Genomic DNA, 24,641 nt, shown 5'->3' with positions numbered 1-24,641 from the left:
TCCAACTCGTAAGGTAATCAAGCAAACACAGAGGATCACCACGGGGGCCCTGATGACAGACCCGCTCGCACCGGTCAGCGGGCAGTTCGCGCTGGCAGGCTCCACCGGCGCGATCGACGCAGGCGCCATGCCCTCACCGGACGGCGTCAGGCCCTGGGGACTGCGCCGCGCGCACCCGGCTCGCCCGGTACCGGTCTCCGGCGAGCCGACAGCGCTGACGACGTCGAGCGTCGACGGTGAGGACCCGCCCAGCGCCGAAGACTGGATCAACGACTGATGACGGTTCTCGTGCTCGCCGCGGACCGGGATCCCACAGCCGATCGAGTCATCCGCACCCTGTACGAGCGCGATGTGCCGCATGTCCGGTTCGACACTGCGCGATTCCCACTGGAAGCAGCCATCGACGCGGAGTTGCGGCAAGGCCGGTGGACCGGACGGTTGCGGACGAACGGGAAGATCGTCGCGTTGGAAGAGCTGCGATCGATCTGGTACCGCAGCCCCGGCGCGTTCGAGTTCCCCGGCACGCTGTCCGCGACCGAACGCCAGTGGGCGACGACCGAGTCCAAGCTGGGCCTTGGAGGAGTCCTGGCAGCTCTGCCCGTGTGTTGGGTGAACCATCCGGCACGCAACGCGGACGCGGCGTACAAGCCTGTACAGCTGGTCACCGCCGCTCGATGTGGCCTCCAGGTGGCGGACACGCTCGTCACGAACGAACCCGAGGCCGTTCGCCGGTTCGCCTGCGGCGGCGAGGTGGTGACCAAAGCGTTCGGCTCACCTTCCATCCGGGAGGAGGGAGTCCGGAAGGTCACCTTCACCGCGCTCGTGACCGAGAGCGATCTCGCTGACCTGCGTGGAATCGAGGTCAGCGCTCACCAATTCCAGCGCTGGGTCCCCAAGCTGTGCGAGGCGCGGGTGATCGTGGTCGGCGATCGGCTGTTCGCCGCCGCCATCCACGCTCGGACCGAGGAGACCCGCGTCGACTGGCGCAACGACTACAGCGCCCTGCGCTACGAACGGATCGAGCCGCCGGCCCAGGTCACGAACGGTGTGCGCGGATACTGCGCCGCACTCGGCCTCGTCTACGGAGCGTTCGACTTCGTCATCAGACCGGACGGCGCGTGGGTGTTTCTCGAGTGCAACGCGGGCGGCCAGTACGGATGGATCGAGGACGAGATCGAGGCACCGATCAGCGAGGCGATCGCCGACGTTCTGGAGGCCGGATGACGGCCTGGCAGCAGCTGGCCCGCGGGCTCGCGGACGAGGTCGAGGCGGACGGCGCCACCGCCTGGCGGGATGCGCTGGAATCGGTGCCACGGCACGTCTTCGTGCCCAGGTTCTACGTCCAGCACGCCGATGGGGGGTGGACTGAGACGACGTCGCGGGATGACGGCTGGATGACCGCCGTCTACCGGGACCGGCCGCTGGTCACCGAACTCGCCACGACGCCGGAAGGCCACCGCGTCACCGTCTCGTCGTCGACCAAACCGGGACTCATGGTCCGCATGCTCGAAGCCCTCGACCTGCACGCAGGTCATCGAGTGCTGGAAATCGGCACCGGTACGGGCTACAACGCCGCGCTGCTCGCGCACCGGCTCGGGTCCGAGCAGGTGTTCTCAGTCGACATAGGTGCCTCGCTCGTCAACGCCGCCCGTGCACGGCTGACCGGACTGGGACTTGCCCCTACTCTCGCGGCCACGCACGGCGCTGATGGCTGGCCGCAGCACGCTCCGTTCGACCGAATCATCGCGACGTGCTCGCTACCTCAGGTGCCGTGGGCATGGGCAGAACAAGTCAGCGAAGGAGGCCGTGTCCTCGTGGACCTCAAACCGAGCGTCCACGCCGGCAACCTCGTGTCGCTCACACGTCACGCCGATCGCCTCGAAGGAAGGTTCCTGCCACGATGGGCGGGATTCATGGCGATCCGCGATGAGGACAGCGCACCGGAAACCCTCGTTCCAGCAGTCGACCTCGATGAGGGAACGCGTTCGGCCACACGGCTGGATCCTCTTCCATGGTCGTCCCTCGTGCCGTGGTTCCTCGCTCAGGCAGCTTTGCCGGGCGAGGTGGCGTTCGGCTACCGCGGAGACAAGGCGGTCTTCAGCACCAACGACGGCTCGTGGGCCTCGATCGGATTGAAGCCCGATGACACCGGGGAACGTGAGGTGCGCCAAGGCGGTCCAGTCCGGATCTGGGACGCGTTCGAAGCCGCGCAACGAACGTGGGACGAACTCGGCCGGCCGAACTGGGACCGCCTTGGACTGACGGTCACACCCGATGGCCGCCATCGCGTCTGGCTCGACGCTCCGGCGAGCGGCATCGGGTGGGACCTCAGGTGAAGCTACGTCCTGGCATTCGAACGGCCGCGCAGCACCGTGCCGGCGACCGACGCGTTCTTGATCGCCGTCTCGATCTGCGCCATCGACGAACCGGAGGTGATCCCGGGAACCGTCGCGGTGTTCAACGCGTACAACGTGAACGTGTACGGGTTGGTCGAGCCGCCAGGGCAGGGCCCGAAGTACTTCAGGGAGTTGGCACCGGATCCCATCGCCTTCTGCTTCGCCGCGCCCTGGCCCGGCACGGCGAACCCGGACCCCAGGTTCTCCGGCAGCGAACGGGAACCACCCGGAATGTCCCAGATCGCCCAATGGAGCTTGTTGCCGTTGTTCACGCGGTCCGCGAACACGATGGCGTAGGCCTGCGCCCCGGCGGACTCACCCCACGCGAACGACGGCGACGGGTCCTGGCCCGCGACACCGTCACCGGCGCACGTGTGCTTGGCCGGGATCATCGCGTCGTCCGCGAACGCCGGTGACGACAGTTTGAAAGCACTGCCGCCGCCTTCGTAGACGATGTCGATGTGCATGATCCGGTCGTTGCCGGCCGACCCGTCCTTGTCGGTCGTCGTGGTCAGCCAGATGTCGCCCTCCCGGTCCACCTCGACCGTGCGCAGGCGGTTGTAGGTGCCCTGGAAGTAGATCTGCTGGTCCACGAGGTTGCCGCCGGCGTCGATGCGCATCCGGTAGATGCGCTGGCCGACGGTGGTGGCGACGAAGACGTAGTCGTTGATGATCGTCAGGCCGGAGGGTGAGGCCTGCGAGGTCGACCAGGTCTTCTTCGGCGGGACGGTGCCGGCGCAGCTGCCGATCGTGCCCTCGCAGGGCTCCCAGCCGTAGTTGCCGCCCTTGGTGATCAGGTTGACCTCGTCCTGCCGCGAGTTGCCGAACTCCGAGGCCCAGAGGCGGCCCTGCGAGTCGAAGTCGAGGCCCTGCACGTTGCGGTGGCCGTAACTCCAGATCGCCTTGCCGGGGAACGGGTTGTCGGACGGGATGGAGCCGTCCGCGTTGAGGCGCAGGATCTTGCCGGCGTTGGTGTTCAGGTTCTGGGCGTTGTTGCCGTTCTGCGCGTCACCGGTCGAGATGAACAGGTACCGGCCGTCCGGGCTGAACCGCAGGCGCCCGCCGTTGTGGTAGCGGTTCTTCGGCACGCCGTCGAGCAACGTCGTCCAGCCGGTCAGCTGCGTGCCGTCGAACTGCGCCCTGACCAGGCGGTTTCCGCCACTGTAGGTGTGGTAGACGTACACGAACCGGTCGGAGGCGAACTTCGGCGACACCTCGATGCCGAGTGCGCCGCCCTCACCGTTCGTGCCCATGGCGCCGGGCACCTTGCCGACGACGGTCTTGGCGCCGGCCTCGGTCACGCGCAGGACGTTGAACGTCTCGCGCTCGGTCACCAGCGCCGAGCCGTCGGGCAGGAACGCGAGGCCCCACGCCACGTCGACGCCGGACGCGATCTGCTTGACCGTGCCGGGGTTCGGCACACCGGTGCCGCCGCCGGCCGTCGGCTTGACGGAAATCTCGTTCGAGAACGGCGATAAGTTGCCCGCCGCGTCCTTGGCACGCACCTTCACCGCGTACGTCTGGCCGGTCACCAGGCCGGCGACGGTCGCCGACGTGGCCGAACCGTCCGCGGTCTGCTTCAGGACGCCGTCGAAGTGGATCTCGTAGCCGGTGACGGCCACGTTGTCGCTCGAAGCGCCCCAGGCGATGGCGACGCTGGTGGAGGTGGCGCCGGTGGAACGCAGGGTGCCCGGAGTGGTGGGCGCCTGGTTGTCCACGGGCGCGGGCTTGGTGCGGCCCGGCACGTTGTTCGAGGCCTGCGAGACGTTGCCCGCGCGGTCCTTCGCGAACACGGTCCAGTCGTACTCGACATCGGGACGCAGGCCGGTCGCGGTCGCCTCCAGCACGTTGCCGACGCTCGTGACGAGCTGGCCGTGCTGGTAGATGTCATAGCCGGTGACGCCCACGTTGTCGGTGGCCGCCTCCCACTTCAGCGACACGGAGTTGTGGGTCGACGACACGAACTGCAGGTTGCGCGGCGGCGTCGGCGCCTCGTTGTCCGGCGGGCCGACCAGCACCGCGGTCAGCTTGTCCGCGTTCGGGCCGCCGTTCGCGGTCGTCGCGGTCGCCTTGATCCTGTTCGCGCCGGCGTGCAGCGTGACCTTCGCGGTCCGCGTCTGCCACGTCGTCCATGCGCCCGTGCCGGGGAACGAGACGGTCTGCGCGTTGGCGCCGTCCACGGTCACCGAGACCGGACGGTCGGCCGTCGTCCCGTTGGCGTAGCGAAACGTCAGGTCGTGCTCGCCGCCGGACTCGGCGTTGATCGTGTACTCGACCGACGAACCGATGACGTTGTTGTAGTTGACGAACCCGCGGCCGGAGAAGCCCGCCCAGTTGGACTCGACGACGCCCTGGCTGATCGTCGCGTCCTCCGCCTCCTGCTCCAGCGCGGGAACGGGCGCGAGCTCCTCGACCTCCAGGTAGTCGAGGTTGGGGCCACCGGTGGCACCGGTGGACGTGAGCTTGATCTTGTTCGAGCCCGCGTTCAGGTTCACGGTGTTCTCGGCCGACATCCAGGTCGTCCACGCGCCGGTACCGGCGAACGCGCGCTCGTCGGCGGCGAGGGCGCCGTTGACGCTCACGTCGACCGGCCGGTTGGCCGTGGTTCCGTTGGCGTAGCGGAAGACCAGCTTCGCCTGGCCCGCCTTCGACGCGGTGACGGTGAACTCGACCGAGCTCCCCGCGACGTTGTCGACGTTCACGAACCCGGCCCCGGAGAACCCGGCGTGGTTCGACTCCACCACGCCCTGCGAGATCGTCGCGTTCTCCGCTTCGTATCGCACCGGCGCCGCGAGGGCCTCCGGTACCGACATCACTGCGACGGCTGTTGTGCAGGCAACACCCATCGCGCCGAACGCGCGAAACGTCCGGCTTCTATTCGGTGCCACTGTTGTGCCTCCCACAAGACGGGTAGGGGGTTCACGAGGGAGCGGCGGCGGATTCAGTTTTAGACAGGAAAGTTTCTTGACTGTCGCGCAGATCACACCACCGCGCGACAGTTGAGTCAACCCCGTCCCGGACGCACTGGAAAGCGCTTACCAGAACCAGTTACCTGTCCCGGTTCTCCGCGAGAGCGGCGATCAGGTCCGAGACGGACCGGCTGAGCAGCAGGTCGATCATGTGGACACCTGTGGACTCACGCCGCTGCCACCCCAGGCGCTCGGCGAGCGTCGACAGCTTGATGATCTCCTGGGTGTCCATGGCGGCAGAGGATATGGGCAGCACCTCGCCCATTCGCGCAGGCCCGGCCGATGATCCACACGAAAGGGATCACGGGGGAAGATCACACTGATGGACCTGTCCAATCCGTACGTACGGATTGGATTTCCCGCCCTCTCCCTGCGACCATCTACCGGTGCCCAGGGTGAGCCAGGACCACCTCGACGCCCGCCGCCGTCAGATCCTCGACGGTGCGCGTGCCTGTTTCGCGCGACACGGCTACGAGGGTGCCACGGTACGCCGTCTGGAAGAAGCCACGAGCCTCTCTCGCGGCGCGATCTTCCACCACTTCCGTGACAAGGAGTCGCTCTTCCTCGCATTGGCCGAGGACGACGCGCTCCGAATGGCGGACGTCGTCGCCGAGCAGGGCCTCGTCCAGGTCATGCGCGACCTCCTCGACGAGCCGGAGAAGCGGACCGGGGAGCACGCCGCCGACTGGCTCGGCACGCGCCTCGAGGTCTCCCGCCGGCTCCGCACCGACCCGGATTTCCGGGCGCGGTGGGCCGAACGCAGCGAGCAGCTCACCGCCGCCACCCGTCAGCGCCTCATCCGGCAGCGCGAAGCCGGCAACCTGCGTGACGACGTCGACGTCACGGTGCTGACCAGCTTCCTGGAGCTCGTGCTGGAAGGCCTCGTCTCGCACCTCGCGATGGGGCTCCCGGCCGACGACATGGAACCCGTGCTCGATCTCGTGGAAGAAACCGTGCGGCGACACCGCCGCAACTCTTGAGAGTTCTTCACGTAGACCGCACTGTGGACACATGTCCCAGCTGAAGACCACCGCCCAGTTCTTCGCGCTGCGCACGCTCGTCCGCGGCTACGCGCTGATCGGTGACCCGTACGCGGGAGTCATGGCCTCGCCGCCGGACCGCGACCCGTACGCGATGTACGAGAAGGTGCGCGCCAAGGGCGACATGGTGCGCAGCCGCATGGGCGCCTACGTCACGCCGAGCCGCGAGATCTGCGACTCGGTGCTGCGGGACAACAGGTTCGTCACCGCGACCTTCGACGAGGCGTCGATGGTGCCGATCACGTTGGTCAAGAACGGCGAGAAGATCGTCAACCCGGTGCAGGACTCGTTCCTGATGAAGAACCCGCCGGACCACACCCGCCTGCGCAGGCTCGTGCAGCCGTTCTTCACGCCACGGGCCCTCAAGGACCGCACGGCGTCCATCCAGAAGATCGTGACCGATCACCTCGACCGGCTGGGCGACCGCTTCGACGTGGTCACCGAGTTCGCCTCGCAGGTGCCGATCCAGGTCATCGCCGACCTGCTGGGCGTGCCCGACGACCACAAGGACGTCTTCGCCCGCTGGGGCAGCGCCCTGGCGGAGACGCTCGACGGCGTGTGGTCGCACCGGCAACTGAAGGACCTGCACGCCACGATCATCGAGTACAACGACTTCATCGACGTCCTGATCGACGAACGCCGCCGCAACCCCCAGGACGACATCGTCAGCCACCTCGTGACGCAGCACGAGGACCTCAGCCGCGAGGACCTCGTCGCCACCACCGGGTTGCTGCTCTTCGCGGGCTTCGAGACGACGGTCAACCTGATCAGCAACGGCGTGCTGAAGGCGTTCGAGAACCCGCACACCGTGGCGCCGCTGGCCCAGAGCGCCGAGTACGCCGAGGGGTTCGTCGAGGAGGTGCTGCGGCTCGACCCGCCCGTGCAGTACACGATCCGCTGGCCAGGGGAACGCCTCGAGCTGGCCGGGGTGTCGCTGCCGAAGGGCATGCCGGTGATGCTGATGCTGGCGGCGGCGAACCGCGATCCGAGGGTGTTCGAGGACCCGCTGAAGTTCGACCCGACGCGGTCCAACGCGCGCGAGCACCTCGCGTTCAGCGCGGGCATCCACTACTGCATCGGCGCGGGCCTGAGCCGCATCGAGGGCACGCTGGCGTTGCACGAACTCTTCAAGCGCTTCCCGAAGCTCGCGGCGGACGGCCCGATGACGCGCAGGCGCTCGAAACTCATCCGCGGCGCGTTGCGACTTCCGGTACGGGCCAACGAAACGAGCCGATCACTGACGGTGAAGTAATGCTGACCTGGGGCTAATTTCGTTGCGGCGAGTGCTCGACTTCACCCGGCTGGAGCAATGTTCGTGCCCCAATGACACATCTGTGTAGTGCATTCTTAGAAGTGAGAGGGAGACCCGCCGCACCGCCGCCGCGACGGGCCTCCCTCTCACCTTGTCGAAAGCCTTATTCGACGCCCGACATCAGCTTCTTGATAGCCGGTGCCGCCACGGCCAGGCCGCCACCGAGAACGACGGCTGCGCCGCCCAGCGTGAGGAAGTACGCCGACGGGCTCGTCGTGTAGAACTTCACGAGCTGCGCGGCCACACCGGTACCGGCCGAGCTCGCCAGGAACCACAGCCCCATCGTCTGCGACGCGAACGCCTTGGGCGCCAGCTTCGTCGTGACCGAGAGGCCGACCGGCGAGAGCATGAGCTCACCGGCGGTCATGAACAGGAACATCACCACGAGCCAAAGCGGCGTCACCTTGCCGTCGGCGGCCGAGTTGCTCGCGAAGTACATGAGCACGAACGACAGGCCGACCAGCACCAGCGCACCCGCGAACTTGCGCGGCGTGGACGGCGCGCGGTTCGCGAGCTTCACCCACAGCAGCGCGAACACCGGCGCCAGCACGATGATCATGATCGGGTTGATCGACTGGAACCAGGCGACCGGGAACTCCCAGCCGAACACGTGGTTGTCGACGTTCGAGTCGGCGAACTCCGCGATGACCGACGCGCTCTGCTCGAAGATCAGCCAGAACATCGCCGCCGCGATGAACAGCGGGATGTAGGCGACGACCCGCGGACGCTCGTGCGGCAGCGTCTTCTTGCTGCGCAGCATGACGGTGAAGTAGCCGATCGGCAGCACGATGGACATGATGCTGATCATCAGGATGACGCCCTCGACACCGCCGAGGAAGAACGCCAGCACGCCCAGCCCGACGATCGCCGCGGCGATGAGGCCGATCAGGCCGTAGATGCGGCCCTTCTCCTGCGCAGGCAACGGGTTCGGCGCCACGGCGGCCGAGCCGCGCAGGTTCTTGCGGCCGTAGTGGTACTGGACCAGGCCGAGCGCCATGCCGACCGCGGCCACGCTGAAGCCCCAGTGGAAGCCGAGGCCGTCCGCGAGTGCGCCGGTGATCAGCGGCGAGATGAAGCCACCGATGTTGATGGCCATGTAGAAGATCGTGAAGCCCGCGTCACGGCGGTTGTCGTGCTGCTCGTAGAGCCCGCCGACGACGGTCGAGATGTTCGGCTTGAGCAGGCCCGTGCCGAGCACGATGAAGACCAGGCCCGTGTAGACGCCCGCGAGGCCGATCGGCAGGGCCAGCGCGATGTGGCCGAACATGATCAGCACGCCGCCGTAGAACACCGACCGCTGCCCGCCCCAGACGCGGTCGGCCAGCCAGCCACCCGCGACACCGGACATGTAGACCGCTGTGCCGTAGATGGCCACGACGGACAGGGCGAGCGCCTTGTCGACGCCAAGACCTCCCTCGGACACGGCTGTCCACAGGTAGAGGCCGAGGATGGCCTTCATCCCGTAGAACGAGAACCGTTCCCAGAGTTCGGTGAAGAACAGCGTGGACAGGCCTCGGGGGTGCCCGAAGAATCCCTTGTCCTGCGCGGAGATGCTGGCGCTAGGAGCGCTCACGTCATCGTCCCTTCGTGTCAACGATGTCACGGCGGATCTGGTCGAGATTACGCCGAACGCGCGTACGGTTTGAAATCAGGGTTGCGCCCAAGTGGCTTAACTCTCACGCCGGGGTGCGCACTTGGGCGAGATTTGATGCACTGCTGGGATGGACTTGATCCAGGCGCACGGTGTGGCGATGACGGAGTTCGACCGGCGGGTCCGGCAGGTCGCCCCGGACCAGTGGTCGCTCGGCACCCCCTGCCGGGAGTGGTCGGTCAGAGACCTCGTCGGCCACCTCGTGTACGAGCAGCTCTGGGCGCCGGAACTGCTGGCCGGCTGCACGGCGGAGCAGGTCGGCGACCGGTTCGACCACGACAACCTGGGCGACGACCCGCTCGTGTCCTGGGTCGTGGCGGCCGCGGCGGCGCGCGAGGCGTGGCTCGGGCCGTTCGCGCTGGCGAAACCCGTGACCGTGTCGTCGGGGAAGCTGGACGCCGAGGAGTACTGCTGGCAGATGACCACGGATCTCGCGGTCCACGCCTGGGACCTGGCGCGCTCGATCGGCGCCGACGAACGCATCGATCCCGATCTCGCCTCGACCGTCCTGAACTACGTCGAGCGGAGCATCGGCGAATGGAGTGGTTCGCCGATGTTCGACTCGCCCGTTCCGGTGCCGCCGGACGCGGACGACCAGACGCGACTGATCGGACTTCTGGGACGTAAGCCCTAGGTTCTTTCCGAAGCGTCCCGCGCCGCATCCCCCTGTGCCTCCTGCGGTGCGGGACGCTCCTCCCCCGGCAGCGATCACGGATCCCCCCGGACCGACGATCGCACCGCATTTCTACAGGTAGATCGTTGTCCGGTGTCGGCGCCGGAAAACCGGACAACGACCTCCGGACAACGGTTTGGTCTCCCTCAGAACATCAGACGACCTTCAGCTCCAGAGTGACGCACCTGATGCCGACGGCGTCGAGGTGCTCGCTGACCCGCACGAACCCGGCGCTCTCGTAGAACCCGATGTTCCCGTCGCTCTCGGCGCCGGTGAACAACCAGACGACCCGCACCTCCGCGGGCGCCCGCTCGCTGATCGCCTCGAGGAGCTTCCGCCCGACCCCACCGCCCTGCACGTCCGGTGCGACGGCCAGCCGGGCGACCTCCATCCGCTCACCGTCGACGCGGCTGCGCACCGACCCGACGAGCCGCGCCCCGTCGAACGCGCCGAACGCCGGCATGCCGTCGCCCAGGTGGCGCCGGATCTCATCCAGCGTCTCGACGAGCGGCGGCAGGTCCCACGCCCCGTACCGCCTGGCTTCCGCGAGGTACGCGGCGCGCTGGACCGTCATGACCTCACCGGCGTGCCCGCCCGTCAACGGTCCGATGTGGACGTTCACGGCCCGGTGACCCCCGGCGTCCAGCTCTCCGGCAGGCCGCTCTCGGTGAGGATGATCTGGTGGTCGTGGAACCCCTCCGGCGCGTCCGGCTGCCACGGCCACTGCCCCTGCGGCGTCGGCACGATGATCTGCAGCGCCGCGAAGTCCGACCCGTCGTAGAGCAGGTACGCGCTCCCGAAGAACTCCGGGTAGAACCCCTTGTAGACCCGCTCGAACGCGACGGGCACCCCGTCGAAGAAGTCGTCGTAGAGCTTGCCGGGCTGGAACCGCTCGCCACCACTGGCCCGCTGGACGTACATGTTGATCAGGTTCTCGCCCATGCCCTGCGGCAGCCCGATCACCACCGCCTCGGCCACGCCGAACCGGCGCCAGGCCCCCACCGAGAACACGTATCCCGCGCCCTCGGCGTCCGGGTTCACAACGATGTTGGTGTGGCCGAACCGGTCGGCCGCGGAGAGCAGGCGGGCGCGCAGCTCGATGTCTTCGTCGGAAAGCACGGCACCCAGCCTACGGCACCTCCCGGCGCCTTATGCCTGCTTGGAGCTGTTCCAAGGCTCCCACCTTCAGGCATATTTGGCCGGAAACGATAGAGCTTTCGCGGCGCTGCCCCTACCGTCCGTCCATGCCCAAGAGATCGTCCAGCGTGGTGGGCCGCGAGTTCGGCAACGGCGTCCGAGCCGCCATCGAGAGCACCGGCCTGACCCAGCGCCAGCTCGCCGAGGCACTCGGCTGGCAGGAGGCCAAGTTGTCCGACATGCTCGCCGGCAAAGGCGGAGTGAACGAGTCGGAGGTCCGCGAACTTCTCGCCTACTGCCGCACACCACTCAAAGAGCGCGAACGCCTGCTCGACCTGTTCCGCGAGTCGGGGAACGTCTGGCTGCAGATGCCCGAAGACGGCGTACCGGACCAGGTCCGCACACTGATCGAGCAGGAGCAGAACGCCAACCAGATCGACTGTTGGTCGATGATCCTCGTGCCAGGTCTTCTGCAGATTCCCGAGTACATCACCGTCGTCACCGAGGCCGCTCCTGTCGAAGCAGAGAACGTGCCGCCTCTCGTCGCCGCACGTGTCGCGAGGGCGGAGATCCTCGATCCGGACCGGAAGTTCAACTTCTACGTGCACGAACAGGCTCTGTGGCTACCGGTCGGCGGCGAGGAGGTGTGGCGCGAACAGCTCGCTCACCTCCTGCGGATGTCGGTGCGGAAGTACATCAGCCTGCGGATCATCCCTCGATCGGCCGGCATGCACGCGGGCACATCCGGCGACTTCCGGGTGATGAAGTTCCCGAAGTACCCACCGGTCGTCTACATCGAGAGTGTCAGGTGCTGCTTGTTCTTCGATGACAAGGAGACCGTTGACACCTACGAGACCATCCTGACGGACCTCGCAGCCGTCGCGTTGGATGAGGAACAATCGAGGGCGGTGATCAACAGCATCTTGGAGGGCCTCCAATGACCAACTGGCGCAAGAGCAGCTACAGCGGCACCGGCGACAACTGCGTCGAGGTAGGCCACGGCGTCGGCATCCGCGACAGCAAGGCGCCGACCACGCACCTCCCCTTCTCGGCGGCCGCGTGGTCGGCGTTCCTGAACGACGTGAAGGTCAGCTCACCGCAGTCTTGACTCTCGCGCGGTGCAGGCGTTCGATCGCGATGATCGTGATCGTGACGAGAACCGCCTGGGCGATCATCACCCAGTGGAACGCGTTCGCGTAGACCGCCGCCTGGCCGGGGTGTCCGGCGGCGGTGTCGTGGGCGAGGTCGCGGTCGGGAATGGATCGTCCGATCAACCAGGTGAGCGTGACGGCGTAAAGACCTACAGCGATGGCCTCACTGCCCATGCGAACGAGGTTGAGGACGCCTGAGGCCGTTCCGATGCTGTGCGCGGGGACGGCGGCGAGCGCCTCGGCGTCGATCAGGCCCATCGGCAGGCCGAACCCGAAACCGAGCAGCACCATCGGCAGGACGAGCCAGCCGAGCCAGGTTCCCGGCGCCAGCAGGAGCATGCCCAGCGTGCCGAGGACGAGTGCTGCCAACGAAACTCGGATGATCGTCATGGGCGAGCCCCGCGCACCGATCATCGGTCCGATGAGCACCGGGATCGCCATCGGCAGCATCAACAGCCCGGTCTCTCCCGCGGACAGTGCCGCGACCCCGCTGAACGCCACCGGCAGGTACGTGAGCAGGGTGACGAAGCCGAACGCGCCGGCGACGGGCACGAGCGTCAGCGCGAGGAAGTACTGGTTGCGCAGCAACGAAAAATCAGCCAGCTTGCGGCGTTCTGCGCTTCGGAGATTCGGGAGCAACGCGCTCAACGCGAGCGCGGGCACCGCCAGCACCGCGTGCGCCGCGAAGACACCGCGCCAGTCGAACAACGCGATGAGCCCGCCTGAGATCGTTGGGCTCAGGGCAAGTCCGAGACCGATCACGGTGCCGAACACGGCGAAGGCGCGTCCGCGTTCGGCACCGCTGAAGGCGTTGGACAGCAACGAGGTTCCACCGGTGGCGACCGCCGCGCAACCGACGCCCGCGACGAGCCTGGCGGCGTCGAGCACCAGCAGGTTCGGCGCGAGCGCGCTCATCGCGGAGGCGGCCAGCACCAGCGCGACGCCGAGCCGGAACGTGGCGCGGTAGCCGATTCGGTCGGACGCGATGCCCCAGACCAGGCTGAAGACGGCGAACGTGACGTTGAATCCGTTGACCACCCACTGCAGCATCGCCGGTGAGCTGCCGAGTTCGCCGGCGATGTGCGGGAGGGCGATGGCCGTTCCCGAGATGCCCATCGGAATGACGAACACCGCGATCATGATGATCGGGATCATCACCCGGCTCTCATGCCGCATAGCCGCCGTCGACGTTGATCGTGGCGCCGGTGATGTAGGCGGCGTCCGGCCCCGCGAGGTACGTGACCAGGCTGCCGACCTCGTCGGCCGTCCCGTAGCGGGCGGCGGCGATGTGGGTGCGCACGCTGTCGGCGAACGGGCCGTCGGCCGGGTTCATGTCGGTGTCGACCGGGCCGGGCTGCACCGTGTTGACGGTGATGCCCCTGCCGCTGACCTCGCGGGCGAGTGCCCTGGTCAGCCCCGCGACCGCCGCCTTGGTGAGCGCGTAGACGGTGCCGCCGGCGAACGGGATGCGGTCGGCGTTGACGCTGCCGATCGTGATGATCCGGCCGCCTTCCCCGAGGTGCCGCAACGCTTCCTGGCTGGCCACGAAGACACCGGTCTGGTTGACCGCGAGCGCCCGGTCGTAGTCGGCGTCGGTGACCGTGCCGACGGGACTGATGTCGATCACCCCCGCGTTGTTGACGAGGACGTCGAGGCGCCCGAACCGTTCGGCGATCTCGGTGATCCCCGCTCGCACCGCGTCGCGATCCCCCGCGTCGACCCGAATCGCGACCGCCGTGCCACCCGCTTCCCCGATGGACTTCACCACCAGTTCGGCCTGCTCAGGCGACGCGTAGTAGGTGATCGCCACCGTCGCTCCGGCCGCCGCGAGCCGTTCGGCGATGCCCGCCCCGATGCCGCGCGACCCACCCGTGACGATCGCGACCTTGCCGGCCAATGACTTGCTCATCGCACTTCCCCTGTCCTTGTTGAATGCTTGCTCAAGATGTCACCGCAGCCAGTCGACCGGCAAGTGATATCTTGAACGAGCACTCAAAAGGTGAGGAGGGCCACGATGGCAGTCGGCAGGCCGCGGGAGTTCGACACGGAGCACGTCCTGGCCGCCGCCATGCGGGTGTTCTGGGCCAAGGGCTACGAGGGCGCCACCATGGCCGACCTCTCGGCCGCCACGAACCTCAAGCCGGGCAGCGTCTACGCCGCGTTCGGCTCGAAAGCGGGCCTGTTCAAGCAGGTGACCGACCACTACGCCGCCACCGTCTCCACCTACGGTCCGGTCGCCCTGCTGGCCCCGACAGTCCGCGACGTGGCCCGCCTCTGGCTGCAGGGCGCCGTGGACACCACGACGGGCGACGACACCCCACCGGGTTGCCTGCTCGTCCAAAGCGCCCTGGCCACCGGCGACACCGCCGTCGAGGCCAAGGCCGAACTCTCCGCCCGCCGCCACGCCGCAGAAGAAATTCTCACCGAACGCTTCACGCGCGCCCTTGCCGATGGCGACCTACCTGCTGACGCCGACCCACGTGACGCGGCGGTCTACGTGCTGTCGATGTCGCACGGCATCGCGGTCCAGGCGTCCACCGGCGCCACCCGCGAGCAGTTGCGGCGGCTCGTCGAACTGACGCTGCGCAAGCTCCCCTGGGAGTGAACGCGAAACGCCGGCCACGCTGCTGCGTGACCGGCGTTCGTGCTGCTGCTGGTGGTCAGCCGACCTCGGCCATGACCTCGTCCGACACGTCGAAGTTCGCGAAGACGTTCTGCACGTCGTCGCAGTCCTCCAGCGCGTCGATCAGCTTGAAGATCTTCCTGGCGCCCTCGGCCTCCAGTTCCACCGACACCGACGGCATGAAGCTCGACTCGGCCGACTCGTAGTCGATGCCCGCCTCCTGCAGTGCCTTGCGGACCGGGATCAGGTCGCCGGCCTCGGACACGACCTCGAAGGCCTCGCCCAGGTCGTTGACCTCCTCGGCGCCTGCCTCCAGGACCGCCAGCATGACGTCGTCCTCGTTCGTGCCCGCCTTCGGCACGATCACGACGCCCTTGCGGCTGAACATGTACGACACCGAGCCGGGGTCGGCCATCGAACCGCCGTTGCGGCTCATGGCCGTGCGGACCTCGGTGGCGGCGCGGTTGCGGTTGTCCGTGAGGCACTCGATGAGCACCGCGACACCGTTCGGGCCGTAGCCCTCGTACATGATCGTCTGCCAGTCGGCGCCGCCGGCTTCCTCGCCGCCGCCGCGCTTGCGGGCGCGCTCGATGTTGTCCAGCGGCACCGAGTTCTTGCGGGCCTTCTGGATCGCGTCGAACAGCGTCGGGTTGCCGTCGGGGTCGCCGCCGCCCGTGCGGGCCGCCACCTCGATGTTCTTGATCAGCCGCGCGAAGAGCTTGCCGCGCTTGGCGTCAATAGCGGCCTTCTTGTGCTTGGTGGTCGCCCACTTGGAGTGGCCGCTCATTTCTCCTCCGTCGAACCGCGAACCATGTCAACGAACAGTCGGTGAACACGCTCGTCACCCGTGAGCTCCGGGTGGAACGCCGTCGCCAGCACGTTGCCCTGCCTGACCGCGACGATCCTACCGGCGGCGTCTCCCGCCTCAGCCGTAACAGGAACCGTAGCGAGAACCTCGACCTCCCCGCTCACCGCCTCCACCCAAGGTGCCCGGATGAACACGGCGTGCACAGTCTCCCCTGCCAGGTCGAGGTCGGTCTCGAACGAGTCGACCTGCCTGCCGAACGCGTTGCGCCGGACCGTGACGGCCAGGCCGCCGAGCTGCTCCTGGTCCTCCCGGCCGTCCAGCACGGTCTCGGCCAGCAGGATCATGCCCGCGCACGACCCGTAGGCGGGAAACCCGGCCTTGATCTTGGCACGCAGCGGCTCCAGCAGCTCGAAGTTCACCAGGAGCTTGCTCATGGTCGTCGACTCGCCGCCGGGGATGACGATGCCGTCGAGCTCGTCCAACTCCTCGGCGCGGCGGACGGGGCGCGCGGTGACATCGCACTTCGCGAGCGACACGAGGTGTTCCTGGACGTCGCCCTGGAGGGCTAGCACGCCGATGACGGGTGGGGCAGCAACCATGCTCACCAGCATATTCGAGGTCCACGACCCCGCTGCGCAGCCCTCCGGGCGACGCCGGGTCAGTCGACGGAGATCAGCCGCTCCTGCGCCGGACCGACCGGCTGACGCGACTTCACGAAGCGCCACCCGAGGAACAACACCAGTGCCAGCACCGGAATCGACCAGAACGCGATCTTCTCGGCCGTCCCCGCGAACGCCATCTGCCCGATCACCAACGCGAGGAACGCCAGCGTTCCGTACGAGGTGTAAGGCGCTCCGGGCATCCGATAGGAGGGCCGCTGGATCTCTCCCGCCAAGGCCTTCCTGCGCAACCGCAGCTGACAGATGATCAACGTGGCCCAGGTCGACACGACACCCAGCGACGCGACGGCGATCGCGATGTCGAACGCCTCCTTCGGCACGATGTAGTTGAGCACCACGCCGAAGAGGTAGGCGACACCGGTGAAGAGGATGCCGCCGTAAGGCACGTGCCGGGAGTTCATGCGACCGGTGACCGCGGGCGCCTCGCCCTTCTGCGCCAGCGACCTCAGGATGCGGCCGGTCGAGTAGAGACCCGAGTTGCAGGAGGACAGTGCGGCCGTCAGCACGACGGCGTTCATGATGTCGCCGACCACCGGGATGCCCAGCGCCGAGAACACGGTCACGAACGGCGACTCGGTGCCGGTGAAGTGGTCCCACGGCAACAACATCGTCAGCAGCAGCACCGAACCGACGTAGAAGATCGCGATGCGGTAGACCACGCCGTTGATGGCGCGCGGCATGACCTTTTCGGGGTCCTTGGTCTCACCGGCGGCGATACCCACGAGTTCGATGGCCGCGTAGGCGAAGACGACGGCCTGCAACGTCATGAGGGCGATGCCGACGCCTGCCGGGAACAGGCCGCCGTGGCCGAGGGTGTTCGAGACCGAGGCCGTCGTACCGCCGATGTCGGCGTTGCCGATGACCAGACCGGCACCTACCACCAGGAAGACCACGATCGCGGTCACCTTGATGACCGAGAACCAGAACTCCAGCTCACCGAAGAGCTTGACCGACAGCATGTTGATGGCGACGAGCACGACCAGTGCGACCAGCGCGGTGATCCACTGCGGCAGGTCGGGGAACCACTTGTGCATGTAGATCGCGATGGCGGTGATCTCGGCGATGCCTGTCATCGCCCAGTTCAGCCAGTAGAGCCAGCCCGAGGTGAAACCGGCCCACGGGCCGATGAACTCGCGGGCGTACTCGACGAAGCTGCCGGACACGGGCCTGTGAAGCACAAGTTCGCCCAGCGCGCGCATGACGAAGAACGCCGCGAGGCCGCACACCGCATAAGACAGGATCAGCGACGGCCCCGCTGTGGCGAGGCGTCCACCCGCACCCAGGAAAAGGCCGACGCCGATCGCGCCACCGATTGCGATCATCTGCACCTGGCGCTTGCTCAGCGCCTTGGTGTAGCCGTCCGCATCAGTTTCCACAGAACTCACGAGGAGGTTCCTTCCGAAACGGAAAAATGCTCGCGTCGGAACCTCCCGCGCCCCGACGCGCTGATTCGGGGAACCCTAGCGAGTGGCGGTCATCACCAAGAAATCACCTGGGGAAGACTTAACGTAAGCGACGTCACAGAGCGCTGCGTTTAGGTCGTCCCAAATGTCCTCTACGTGCTCGAGACCCACCGAAATGCGCAGCAAATTGTCCGGAACGCCAGAAGCACGCAGTTCTTCTCCGGGAACCAGGCGGTGCGTCAAAGCCGAGGGGTGCTCGATAAGTGTGTCGACCGAACCCAATGAGACGGCCGGCGTGATGAGCTTCAGCTTCCGCACCACCTCGACGGGATCGCCGTGCACACCGAACGCGATCATCGCGCCTGTTCCGCGCATCTGCCGTGACCTGGACGGGTAGCGCACGAACTCCACGGCGTCGTGCTCGGCCAGCCGCGAAGCCAGCACCGCCGCCGAACGGGACGCCGCCTCGACGCGCAACGGCAGGGTCGCCAGCCCGCGGTGCAGCAGGTAGCCGCCCAGGGGGTGCAGGACGGCGCCCGTGATGATCCTGACCTGCCGCAACGCCGCCGCGAGCGACTCGGAGCAGGCCACGACGCCGCCGAGCACGTCACCGTGCCCGCCGAGGTACTTGGTCCCGGAGTGCAGCACGTAGGAGGCGCCGTGCAGCACCGGGTTCTGCAGGATCGGCGTCGCGAAGGTGTTGTCGACCATCACCGGCACGGAGCCGGCCTGGCGCACGACGTGCTCGATGTCGACGAGGTCCAGGTTGGGGTTGGCCGGGGTCTCGACGACCACGAGCCCGGTGTCCGGCCGGATCGCGGAGGACACCAGGCCCGCTTCGACGTACGTCGTCGTGACGCCCAGGAGACCGGACGACAGCAGGTGGTCGGTGCCGCCGTACAACGGCCGCACGGCTACGACGTGCGGTTTTCCCGCCATCACGCAGGCGGCCTGGATCACGGCGGTCACCGCTGCCATGCCGCTGCCGAACGCCACGGACGTCTCGGTGTGCTCGAGAGCCGCGAGCGCCTGCTCGAACCGGGCCACCGTCGGGTTGTGCAGCCGCGCGTAGACGGGCGAGCCGGCCCGCGCGGCGCCGGTGGCCCACTCACCCAGCGCTTCCCCGCCGAGCGCCTGGTCAGGCACGGGGTAGGTGGTGGACAGGTCGATGGGGGGAGCGTGCACGCCGAGCTCCGCGAGGTCGTCGCGGCCGCCGTGCACTGCGATGGTCTCGATGCGCGTCATGGCCCGAATGGTGAAGACTGCCTCGGCATAGTGGGCGCAAGACCGCAGCTGATTCGGTGGAACGGAGAAGAGCCGTGCTGGATTCGATCGACGAGGCCATCGTGCGGGAGCTGCGGAAGGACGCGCGGCTGCAGAACAAGGACCTGGCCGAACGCGTCAACGTCGCGCAGTCCACGGCGGTGGTCCGGCACCGGGCGCTGCGGGAGCGCGGCGTGATCACCGGCTACCACGCCGAGATCGATCCCGGCGCGGTCGGGCAGCACGTCCAGGCGATGCTCGCGGTGAAGATCCGCCCGCACACCAAGGAAATCGTCGACCCGTTCATGGCATACGTGCTGTCGCTCCCCGAAACGCTCGCGCTCTCACACGTGACGGGTCCAGAAGATTTCCTGGTGCACGTCGCGGTATCGGACGTCGGCCATCTCCAACGACTCGTGCTCGACAAGTTCACGAGCCGCCGAGAGGTGACGGAGGTTCATACAAACCTGCTTTTCTCGCACGTCAGGAAGCATTGATCGGCTGCTCAAGCCACGCCGATGAACCTCAGTCCCGCCGTAGTCACCGCGGCCAGCACGATGACAGCGACGAAAGGCAGTTTCCGCCACGCCGCAATGCCGCCGACCGCAACTCCGATGGCGAGTGCCCAGCCGCCGAACTGCTTGCCGTTCGTCAACGCCGAGACCGCCACCAGTGCCAGCAGCAACACCGTCGCGGACGCCGACATCAGTTCGCGCACCCGATCCGGCAGGGTCACGCGGTCGCGCAACAACGGTCCGGCGAACCGGATGGCGAAGGTGCCGGCGGCCAGGATCAAAACTGCGGTGACGGGCACGGCTCCTCCTTCTTCTTAGTGGTGCGAAACGCGAACAGTCCGGCGAGCGCAAGCAGCACCGGCACACCCGCAGGCAGGAACGGCGTCGTAGCGAGCGCTATAGCCGCACCCACGAGTGCTGCGTTGCGCGTAGCCGCGTCCTTGAGCGCCGGCAGCGTGAGCGCCAGCAGGGCCGCCGGGAACGCCGCGTCCAGCCCGAACGTCATCGGGTCGCCGATCGCCTGCCCCACGAGCGCACCGATGAGCACGCCCGTGTTCCAGCTGAAGAACAGCGACACGCCGCACGCCCAGTAGGCCGCACGCGCTCTCGCGGGGTCCTTCTGCGACATCGCGAACGCCGTGGACTCGTCGATCAGCAGGTGGCTGCCGACGATCCGGGCGAGCGGGCTCCTGCCCAGCACGTCCCCGATCGCCAGCCCGAACGGCAGGTGCCGCGCGTTGAGCACGAGCCCGGCCAGCACCGCCGCGGCAGGGCTGCCACCAGCGGCGACAATGCCCACAGCCATGAACTGCGACCCGCCCGCGAAGATCACCAGCGACATCAGCACCGGCATCCACCACGGCAGGCCGGAGCCGACCGAGATCGCACCGAACGAGGCACCGGTCACCGCGGCACCGAGTGCGACTGCGGCCACGTCACGCAGGAGCACAGCATCAAGAGTTCGCCAGATCGAACGCACCACCCATTAAGATGAACACCTGGGACTGGTGTTCGTCAAGACGAACGGATGGACTTCTGTGTCGAACGCACCACTCGACCTCATCGCGGCCAACCTCCGCCGGGAGCGCGATCGCACCGGCATGTCGCTCTCCGAGGTCGCCAAGAAGGCCGGCGTGGCGAAGTCGACGCTCTCGCAACTGGAGTCCGGCGCCGGAAACCCCAGCGTGGAGACCCTGTGGGCACTGGGCGTGGCGCTGGGGGTCCCGTTCAGCCAGCTCGTCGAACCCGCCGTGCCGCGCGTGCAGGTGATCCGCGCGGGCGAGGGCCCGGTCATCCACTCCGAACGCGCGCACTACTCGGCGACACTGCTGGCCGCGTGCCGTCCGGGCACCAAGCACGACATCTACTGGCTGGCCCTCGAACCGGGCGGCGCCCGCGAGTCACTGCCCCACGTGCCGGGCAGCATCGAGCACATGATCGTGGCGACCGGCCGCTGCCTGGCGGGCCTCGCCGAAGACCCGGTCGAGCTCGGGCCCGGTGACTACATCGTCTATCCCGGCGACGTGCCGCACATCTGCAAGGCGCTGGAGCCGGGTACGACCGCGATGATGGTCATGGAGCACACCGTCTAGCCAAGGCGGCTTCACCGGCTCGCGGTGCGATTCTTCCCACTTAACCGTATAGCAGACAGGGGGCCTTGCCACAAGGCCCCGTGCATCGTTCACACTCATCGCCTCAGCCAGAACACAGGCGCACTGGGGAGCACGTGGGTTACGAAGAAGAACTGCAGTCCGAGCGTGAGTACGTAGCCGAGCTCTACGCACGGCTCGATGGGGAACGCGCGCGCGTGAAGGCCGCGTACCTGTCGGCGCTGGGTGGCACCGGCGAGACCGCGATGGACCGTGACAACGAGGTGCGCGCCCGGCACCGCGAGATGAAGCGCCTGAACGTGGCCGACTACGGCCTGTGCTTCGGCCGGTTGGACAGCGTCGACGGCGACCGTTCCTACATCGGCCGCATCGGGCTGTTCGACGAGGAGAACGAGTTCGAACCGGCGCTGCTCGACTGGCGGGCACCGGCGGCGCGGCCGTTCTACACCGCCACCGGGGCCACGCCTGAGGGCATGCTCCGGCGCCGTCAGTTCCTCACCCGCCGCCGCACCGTGACCGGTTTCACCGACGAGGTGTTCGGCAAGCTCGGCGAGGAGCAGGGCGACGTGGCCCTGCTGGAGGCGTTGAACGCGCCGCGTGGCGAGGGCATGCGCGACATCGTCGCGACCATCCAGTCCGAGCAGGACGCGATCATCCGGCTGGACCACCCCGGCGTGCTGGTGATCGAGGGTGGCCCCGGCACCGGCAAGACGGTCGTGGCGCTGCACCGCGTCGCGTACCTGATGTACACCCAACGAGAGCGCATGGAACGGCACGGCGTGCTCGTCGTCGGCCCGAACCCCGCGTTCCTCAACCACATCGGCCGCGTGCTGCCGTCGCTGGGCGAGTCGGACGTCGTGTTCTCGACCGCGGGCAGCCTGCTGCCGGGTCTGGTCGCGACCGCCGAGGACGCTCCGGACGTCGCGCGGCTCAAGGGTTCGCGCGCGATGGTCGACGTGCTGAAGGCGGCCGTCGGGGCCCGGCAGCGCGTTCCCGCCGAGCCGATTCCCATCGGCATGAAGGACGTCGTCGTGCAGATCGGCGCGGACGTCGCCGAGTGGGCCCGTCAGGAGGCGCGCGACAGCGGCCTGCCGCACAACGAGGCCCGCGCGGTGTTCCGCGAGATCGTCACGTACGTCCTCACCGAGCGGGCGATCGGCCGGATCGGCAAGGGCTGGATGTCCCGGTCGGACAAGCAGGCCTGGGAGGACATGCGGTCCGGCCTGGTCAAGGACCTCGACGACGACGAGAGCTTCGTCGCGGCGCTGGACTTCCTGTGGCCGATCATGACGCCGTTCGAACTGCTGGGCGAGCTGTACTCGTCGGCCGAGGCACTCGCGGCTGCGGGTGCGGACCCGTCGCTGCTGCGCGCCGAGGGCGAGCCCTGGACGATCTCGGACGTGCCGTTGCTCGACGAGCTGCACGACCTGCTGGGCAAGGACGGCACCGAGCAGGCCGACGACCAGGCCGCGGCGGCGGAACGCCGGGCCGAGGCCCGGTACGCGGCCGAGGTGCTCGACAGCATGGTCGGCCGCTTCGACCACATGGACGACGAGGACCACCTCTTCGCCTCGGACATGTTGTTCGCCGAGGACCTGGCCGAGCGCTTCGAGGACCACGACCAGCGCACGCTCGCGGAACGAGCGCTGGCGGACCGCGCCTGGACCTACCGGCACGTGGTGGTGGACGAGGCGCAGGAACTGTCCGAAATGGACTGGCGCGTGCTGATGCGCCGCTGCCCGGGCCGTTCCTTCACGGTGGTGGGCGACCTGGCGCAGCGTCGCGCGGCGGCGGGTGCCACGTCGTGGGGCCAGATGCTCGACCCGTACGTGCCGGGACGCTGGGAGTACCGGTCGCTGACGGTCAACTACCGCACGCCCGCGGAGATCATGGCCGTCGCGGCACGGGTGCTGGCCGAGTTCGCGCCGGACGTGAAGGCTCCCGATTCGGTGCGCGCCAACGGCGTTCAGCCCTGGGCACGACTGGTGACCGAGGAGGAGCTGGCCGGCGCCATCGAGGAGTTCACCAAGCAGGAGGCGGAGTTCGAGGGAACGAGCGTGGTGATCGGGCTGCCCGGCGTGCCCGGCACGGTGCCCGCCGCCGAGACCAAGGGCCTGGAGTACGACTCGGTGCTCGTCGTCGCGCCGGAACGGATCCTGGCCGGAGGGCCGCGCGGTGCGGCGGAGCTGTACGTGGCGCTGACCCGTGCCACGCAACGGCTCGGCGTGCTGCACCACGAGGCGTTGCCCGCCGCTCTGTCCGGTCTCGTGGAAAGCGTGGGCACGACGAGCTGAAACGACGAAGGCGCACCGCTTCGTGCGGTGCGCCTTCGGTTCGGGGCTCTGTCTACCAGCCGCGCTCGGAGAGGCGGTGCGGCTCCGGGATCTCGTCGACATTGATGCCGACCATGGCCTCACCCAGGCCGCGCGAGACCTTGGCGATGACGTCGGGGTCGTCGTGGAAGGTGGTGGCCTTCACGATGGCCTCGGCGCGCTGGACCGGGTTGCCAGACTTGAAGATGCCGGAACCGACGAACACGCCCTCGGCGCCGAGCTGCATCATCATCGCGGCGTCGGCCGGGGTGGCGATGCCGCCCGCGGTGAACAGCACGACGGGGAGCTTGCCGTTCTGCGCGATCTCCTTGACCAGCTCGTACGGCGCCTGGAGCTCCTTGGCGGCGACGTAGAGCTCGTCCTCGGGGAGGTTCTGCAGGCGGCGGATCTCCTGGCGGATCTTGCGCATGTGCGTGGTGGCGTTCGAGACGTCACCGGTGCCGGCCTCGCCCTTGGAGCGGATCATGGCCGCGCCCTCGGTGATGCGGCGCAGCGCCTCACCCAGGTTCGTCGCGCCACAGACGAAGGGAACGGTGAACGCCCACTTGTCGATGTGGTTGGCGTAGTCGGCCGGGGTCAGCACCTCGGACTCGTCGATATAGTCGACACCGAGCGACGCGAGGACCTGGGCCTCGACGAAGTGGCCGATGCGGGCCTTCGCCATGACCGGGATCGAGACGGCGTTGATGATCCCGTCGATCAGGTCGGGGTCGCTCATGCGCGCGACGCCGCCCTGGGAGCGGATGTCGGCGGGCACGCGCTCGAGGGCCATGACGGCGACGGCGCCCGCGTCCTCCGCGATCTTCGCCTGGGTGGCGTCGACCACGTCCATGATGACGCCGCCCTTGAGCATCTCGGCCATGCCGCGCTTGACGCGGGCGGTGCCCGTGACCTGATCAGTGCTCACCGGGGTGACCTTTCACGAGGGGAAGTCTTGGTGAACTCACCGTACGTCCGCTGTGGCCCTCTCGCCCAAGCCACTGGAGCCGCGATCCAGAAGGCCACTTTCCGATCAGCCGCAGGTCGTGAGCCTCATCACTGGGCAAGTCCGTGAAACATGTTCGCGAGGCGGCGGGC

26 protein-coding genes are annotated in these 24,641 nt (G+C 67.9%); 12 read left to right on the top strand and 14 right to left on the bottom strand.

What is annotated here, in order from left to right; genetic code table 11:
- Positions 1 to 52: 52 nt before the first annotated feature.
- From IG04_RS0119405 to IG04_RS0119395, 3 genes are read left to right on the top strand one after another with little or no spacing between them, the layout of a single operon-like run.
- Entirely contained in the window at positions 53 to 277 is a 225-nt protein-coding gene (locus IG04_RS0119405; RefSeq protein ID WP_030478080.1) for a hypothetical protein, read from the top strand.
- Entirely contained in the window at positions 277 to 1,224 is a 948-nt protein-coding gene (gene tgmB, locus IG04_RS0119400) for an ATP-grasp ribosomal peptide maturase (protein ID WP_030478079.1), read from the top strand. The genes IG04_RS0119405 and tgmB overlap by 1 nt, the downstream gene beginning before the upstream one ends.
- Complete coding sequence (locus IG04_RS0119395; protein WP_030478078.1) at positions 1,221 to 2,336, top strand: methyltransferase domain-containing protein; 1,116 nt, start codon at positions 1,221 to 1,223, stop codon at positions 2,334 to 2,336. The genes tgmB and IG04_RS0119395 overlap by 4 nt, the downstream gene beginning before the upstream one ends.
- Before the next feature lie 2 nt (positions 2,337 to 2,338).
- Here the strand turns inward: IG04_RS0119395 and IG04_RS0119390 are convergent, their stop codons facing one another.
- Positions 2,339 to 5,209 carry a PQQ-dependent sugar dehydrogenase gene (locus IG04_RS0119390; protein ID WP_030478077.1) on the bottom strand — a complete coding sequence of 957 codons (2,871 nt, stop codon included), beginning with the start codon at positions 5,207 to 5,209 and terminating at the stop codon, positions 2,339 to 2,341.
- A gap of 235 nt (positions 5,210 to 5,444) precedes the next feature.
- Positions 5,445 to 5,597, bottom strand: coding sequence for a hypothetical protein (locus IG04_RS46575; protein ID WP_157512953.1), 153 nt, complete (start codon positions 5,595 to 5,597; stop codon positions 5,445 to 5,447).
- A gap of 154 nt (positions 5,598 to 5,751) precedes the next feature.
- Here IG04_RS46575 and IG04_RS0119380 point away from each other — a divergent pair, with 154 nt between their 5' ends.
- Complete coding sequence (locus tag IG04_RS0119380) at positions 5,752 to 6,345, top strand: TetR/AcrR family transcriptional regulator (protein ID WP_030478076.1); 594 nt, start codon at positions 5,752 to 5,754, stop codon at positions 6,343 to 6,345.
- A gap of 31 nt (positions 6,346 to 6,376) precedes the next feature.
- Positions 6,377 to 7,657 carry a cytochrome P450 gene (locus IG04_RS0119375; RefSeq protein WP_030478075.1) on the top strand — a complete coding sequence of 427 codons (1,281 nt, stop codon included), beginning with the start codon at positions 6,377 to 6,379 and terminating at the stop codon, positions 7,655 to 7,657.
- A 163-nt stretch (positions 7,658 to 7,820) separates the two neighbouring features.
- Here the strand turns inward: IG04_RS0119375 and IG04_RS0119370 are convergent, their stop codons facing one another.
- On the bottom strand, positions 7,821 to 9,290 hold the full coding sequence (locus IG04_RS0119370) for a peptide MFS transporter (protein ID WP_051770221.1): 1,470 nt from the start codon (positions 9,288 to 9,290) through the stop codon (positions 7,821 to 7,823).
- 148 nt (positions 9,291 to 9,438) lie between these two features.
- Between IG04_RS0119370 and IG04_RS0119365 the strand changes: the two genes are divergently transcribed.
- Positions 9,439 to 10,002: a TIGR03086 family metal-binding protein gene (locus IG04_RS0119365; RefSeq protein ID WP_030478073.1), complete on the top strand. Its 564-nt coding sequence runs from the start codon at positions 9,439 to 9,441 to the stop codon at positions 10,000 to 10,002.
- 193 nt (positions 10,003 to 10,195) lie between these two features.
- Here the strand turns inward: IG04_RS0119365 and IG04_RS0119360 are convergent, their stop codons facing one another.
- A complete protein-coding gene (locus IG04_RS0119360; protein WP_051770219.1) occupies positions 10,196 to 10,663 on the bottom strand; it encodes a GNAT family N-acetyltransferase in 468 nt (155 codons plus the stop codon).
- Positions 10,660 to 11,160, bottom strand: coding sequence for a DUF4262 domain-containing protein (locus IG04_RS0119355; RefSeq protein ID WP_245816686.1), 501 nt, complete (start codon positions 11,158 to 11,160; stop codon positions 10,660 to 10,662). Before IG04_RS0119355 ends, IG04_RS0119360 begins: the two co-directional genes overlap by 4 nt.
- Before the next feature lie 125 nt (positions 11,161 to 11,285).
- Here IG04_RS0119355 and IG04_RS0119350 point away from each other — a divergent pair, with 125 nt between their 5' ends.
- Together IG04_RS0119350 and IG04_RS45410 are read left to right on the top strand one after the other, a co-directional pair.
- The gene (locus IG04_RS0119350; protein ID WP_030478070.1) at positions 11,286 to 12,119 is read left to right on the top strand and encodes a helix-turn-helix domain-containing protein; all 834 of its coding nucleotides are present in this window, start codon (positions 11,286 to 11,288) and stop codon (positions 12,117 to 12,119) included.
- A complete protein-coding gene (locus tag IG04_RS45410; RefSeq protein ID WP_084402121.1) occupies positions 12,116 to 12,286 on the top strand; it encodes a DUF397 domain-containing protein in 171 nt (56 codons plus the stop codon). Before IG04_RS0119350 ends, IG04_RS45410 begins: the two co-directional genes overlap by 4 nt.
- Here IG04_RS45410 and IG04_RS0119340 read toward each other — a convergent pair.
- Together IG04_RS0119340 and IG04_RS0119335 are read right to left on the bottom strand one after the other, a co-directional pair.
- Entirely contained in the window at positions 12,267 to 13,484 is a 1,218-nt protein-coding gene (locus IG04_RS0119340; protein ID WP_216824335.1) for an MFS transporter, read from the bottom strand. The genes IG04_RS45410 and IG04_RS0119340 overlap by 20 nt on opposite strands.
- A 10-nt stretch (positions 13,485 to 13,494) precedes the next feature.
- A complete protein-coding gene (locus tag IG04_RS0119335) occupies positions 13,495 to 14,238 on the bottom strand; it encodes a 3-oxoacyl-ACP reductase family protein (protein ID WP_030478068.1) in 744 nt (247 codons plus the stop codon).
- Positions 14,239 to 14,343: 105 nt separating this feature from the next.
- Here IG04_RS0119335 and IG04_RS0119330 point away from each other — a divergent pair, with 105 nt between their 5' ends.
- Positions 14,344 to 14,934, top strand: coding sequence for a TetR/AcrR family transcriptional regulator (locus IG04_RS0119330; protein WP_030478067.1), 591 nt, complete (start codon positions 14,344 to 14,346; stop codon positions 14,932 to 14,934).
- A 55-nt stretch (positions 14,935 to 14,989) separates the two neighbouring features.
- Here the strand turns inward: IG04_RS0119330 and IG04_RS0119325 are convergent, their stop codons facing one another.
- The 4 genes from IG04_RS0119325 to IG04_RS0119310 form a co-directional block, all read right to left on the bottom strand.
- Positions 14,990 to 15,739 (bottom strand): YebC/PmpR family DNA-binding transcriptional regulator, encoded by a 750-nt coding sequence (locus IG04_RS0119325; RefSeq protein ID WP_030478066.1) that lies wholly within the window; start codon positions 15,737 to 15,739, stop codon positions 14,990 to 14,992.
- A complete protein-coding gene (gene pdxT / locus IG04_RS0119320) occupies positions 15,736 to 16,359 on the bottom strand; it encodes a pyridoxal 5'-phosphate synthase glutaminase subunit PdxT (RefSeq protein ID WP_030478065.1) in 624 nt (207 codons plus the stop codon). The genes IG04_RS0119325 and pdxT overlap by 4 nt, the downstream gene beginning before the upstream one ends.
- A 59-nt stretch (positions 16,360 to 16,418) precedes the next feature.
- Positions 16,419 to 17,762, bottom strand: a complete 1,344-nt coding sequence (locus tag IG04_RS0119315; protein WP_245816694.1) for an amino acid permease — start codon at positions 17,760 to 17,762, stop codon at positions 16,419 to 16,421.
- A 138-nt stretch (positions 17,763 to 17,900) separates the two neighbouring features.
- Positions 17,901 to 19,088, bottom strand: a complete 1,188-nt coding sequence (locus IG04_RS0119310) for a trans-sulfuration enzyme family protein (RefSeq protein WP_051770217.1) — start codon at positions 19,086 to 19,088, stop codon at positions 17,901 to 17,903.
- 74 nt (positions 19,089 to 19,162) lie between these two features.
- Between IG04_RS0119310 and IG04_RS0119305 the strand changes: the two genes are divergently transcribed.
- A complete protein-coding gene (locus tag IG04_RS0119305) occupies positions 19,163 to 19,603 on the top strand; it encodes an Lrp/AsnC family transcriptional regulator (protein WP_030478062.1) in 441 nt (146 codons plus the stop codon).
- An 8-nt stretch (positions 19,604 to 19,611) separates the two neighbouring features.
- Here the strand turns inward: IG04_RS0119305 and IG04_RS0119300 are convergent, their stop codons facing one another.
- Complete coding sequence (locus tag IG04_RS0119300) at positions 19,612 to 19,920, bottom strand: AzlD domain-containing protein (RefSeq protein WP_030478061.1); 309 nt, start codon at positions 19,918 to 19,920, stop codon at positions 19,612 to 19,614.
- A complete protein-coding gene (locus IG04_RS0119295) occupies positions 19,899 to 20,600 on the bottom strand; it encodes an AzlC family ABC transporter permease (RefSeq protein WP_030478060.1) in 702 nt (233 codons plus the stop codon). The genes IG04_RS0119300 and IG04_RS0119295 overlap by 22 nt, the downstream gene beginning before the upstream one ends.
- Before the next feature lie 58 nt (positions 20,601 to 20,658).
- Between IG04_RS0119295 and IG04_RS0119290 the strand changes: the two genes are divergently transcribed.
- Both IG04_RS0119290 and helR read left to right on the top strand, forming a co-directional pair.
- Positions 20,659 to 21,213, top strand: a complete 555-nt coding sequence (locus tag IG04_RS0119290) for a helix-turn-helix domain-containing protein (protein WP_030478059.1) — start codon at positions 20,659 to 20,661, stop codon at positions 21,211 to 21,213.
- A gap of 134 nt (positions 21,214 to 21,347) precedes the next feature.
- Positions 21,348 to 23,525 carry an RNA polymerase recycling motor ATPase HelR gene (gene helR, locus IG04_RS0119285; RefSeq protein ID WP_245816685.1) on the top strand — a complete coding sequence of 726 codons (2,178 nt, stop codon included), beginning with the start codon at positions 21,348 to 21,350 and terminating at the stop codon, positions 23,523 to 23,525.
- 52 nt (positions 23,526 to 23,577) lie between these two features.
- Here the strand turns inward: helR and pdxS are convergent, their stop codons facing one another.
- Positions 23,578 to 24,471, bottom strand: coding sequence for a pyridoxal 5'-phosphate synthase lyase subunit PdxS (gene pdxS / locus IG04_RS0119280; protein ID WP_030478057.1), 894 nt, complete (start codon positions 24,469 to 24,471; stop codon positions 23,578 to 23,580).
- Positions 24,472 to 24,641: the final 170 nt, after the last annotated feature.

This window comes from Lentzea albidocapillata (assembly GCF_000719115.1).
Classification (GTDB): Bacteria; Actinomycetota; Actinomycetes; order Mycobacteriales; family Pseudonocardiaceae; genus Lentzea; species Lentzea albidocapillata.
Note: the sequence above shows the minus strand (reverse complement) of the source record. Positions and strands in the feature narration are given on the sequence as shown.

What these genes read in the sequence shown, in the direction of transcription:
- IG04_RS0119325 (WP_030478066.1), bottom strand. Translation starts at nt 15,739, where the DNA reads ATGAGCGGCCACTCCAAGTGGGCGACCACCAAGCACAAGAAGGCCGCT.
- pdxT (WP_030478065.1), bottom strand. Translation starts at nt 16,359, where the DNA reads ATGGTTGCTGCCCCACCCGTCATCGGCGTGCTAGCCCTCCAGGGCGAC.
- IG04_RS0119330 (WP_030478067.1), top strand. Translation starts at nt 14,344, where the DNA reads ATGGCAGTCGGCAGGCCGCGGGAGTTCGACACGGAGCACGTCCTGGCC.
- IG04_RS0119375 (WP_030478075.1), top strand. Translation starts at nt 6,377, where the DNA reads ATGTCCCAGCTGAAGACCACCGCCCAGTTCTTCGCGCTGCGCACGCTC.
- IG04_RS0119395 (WP_030478078.1), top strand. Translation starts at nt 1,221, where the DNA reads ATGACGGCCTGGCAGCAGCTGGCCCGCGGGCTCGCGGACGAGGTCGAG.
- IG04_RS0119350 (WP_030478070.1), top strand. Translation starts at nt 11,286, where the DNA reads ATGCCCAAGAGATCGTCCAGCGTGGTGGGCCGCGAGTTCGGCAACGGC.
- tgmB (WP_030478079.1), top strand. Translation starts at nt 277, where the DNA reads ATGACGGTTCTCGTGCTCGCCGCGGACCGGGATCCCACAGCCGATCGA.
- IG04_RS0119310 (WP_051770217.1), bottom strand. Translation starts at nt 19,088, where the DNA reads ATGACGCGCATCGAGACCATCGCAGTGCACGGCGGCCGCGACGACCTC.
- IG04_RS0119340 (WP_216824335.1), bottom strand. Translation starts at nt 13,484, where the DNA reads ATGATCCCGATCATCATGATCGCGGTGTTCGTCATTCCGATGGGCATC.
- IG04_RS0119390 (WP_030478077.1), bottom strand. Translation starts at nt 5,209, where the DNA reads ATGTCGGTACCGGAGGCCCTCGCGGCGCCGGTGCGATACGAAGCGGAG.
- IG04_RS0119335 (WP_030478068.1), bottom strand. Translation starts at nt 14,238, where the DNA reads ATGAGCAAGTCATTGGCCGGCAAGGTCGCGATCGTCACGGGTGGGTCG.
- IG04_RS46575 (WP_157512953.1), bottom strand. Translation starts at nt 5,597, where the DNA reads ATGGACACCCAGGAGATCATCAAGCTGTCGACGCTCGCCGAGCGCCTG.
- IG04_RS0119365 (WP_030478073.1), top strand. Translation starts at nt 9,439, where the DNA reads ATGGACTTGATCCAGGCGCACGGTGTGGCGATGACGGAGTTCGACCGG.
- IG04_RS45410 (WP_084402121.1), top strand. Translation starts at nt 12,116, where the DNA reads ATGACCAACTGGCGCAAGAGCAGCTACAGCGGCACCGGCGACAACTGC.
- IG04_RS0119405 (WP_030478080.1), top strand. Translation starts at nt 53, where the DNA reads ATGACAGACCCGCTCGCACCGGTCAGCGGGCAGTTCGCGCTGGCAGGC.
- IG04_RS0119315 (WP_245816694.1), bottom strand. Translation starts at nt 17,762, where the DNA reads ATGATCGCAATCGGTGGCGCGATCGGCGTCGGCCTTTTCCTGGGTGCG.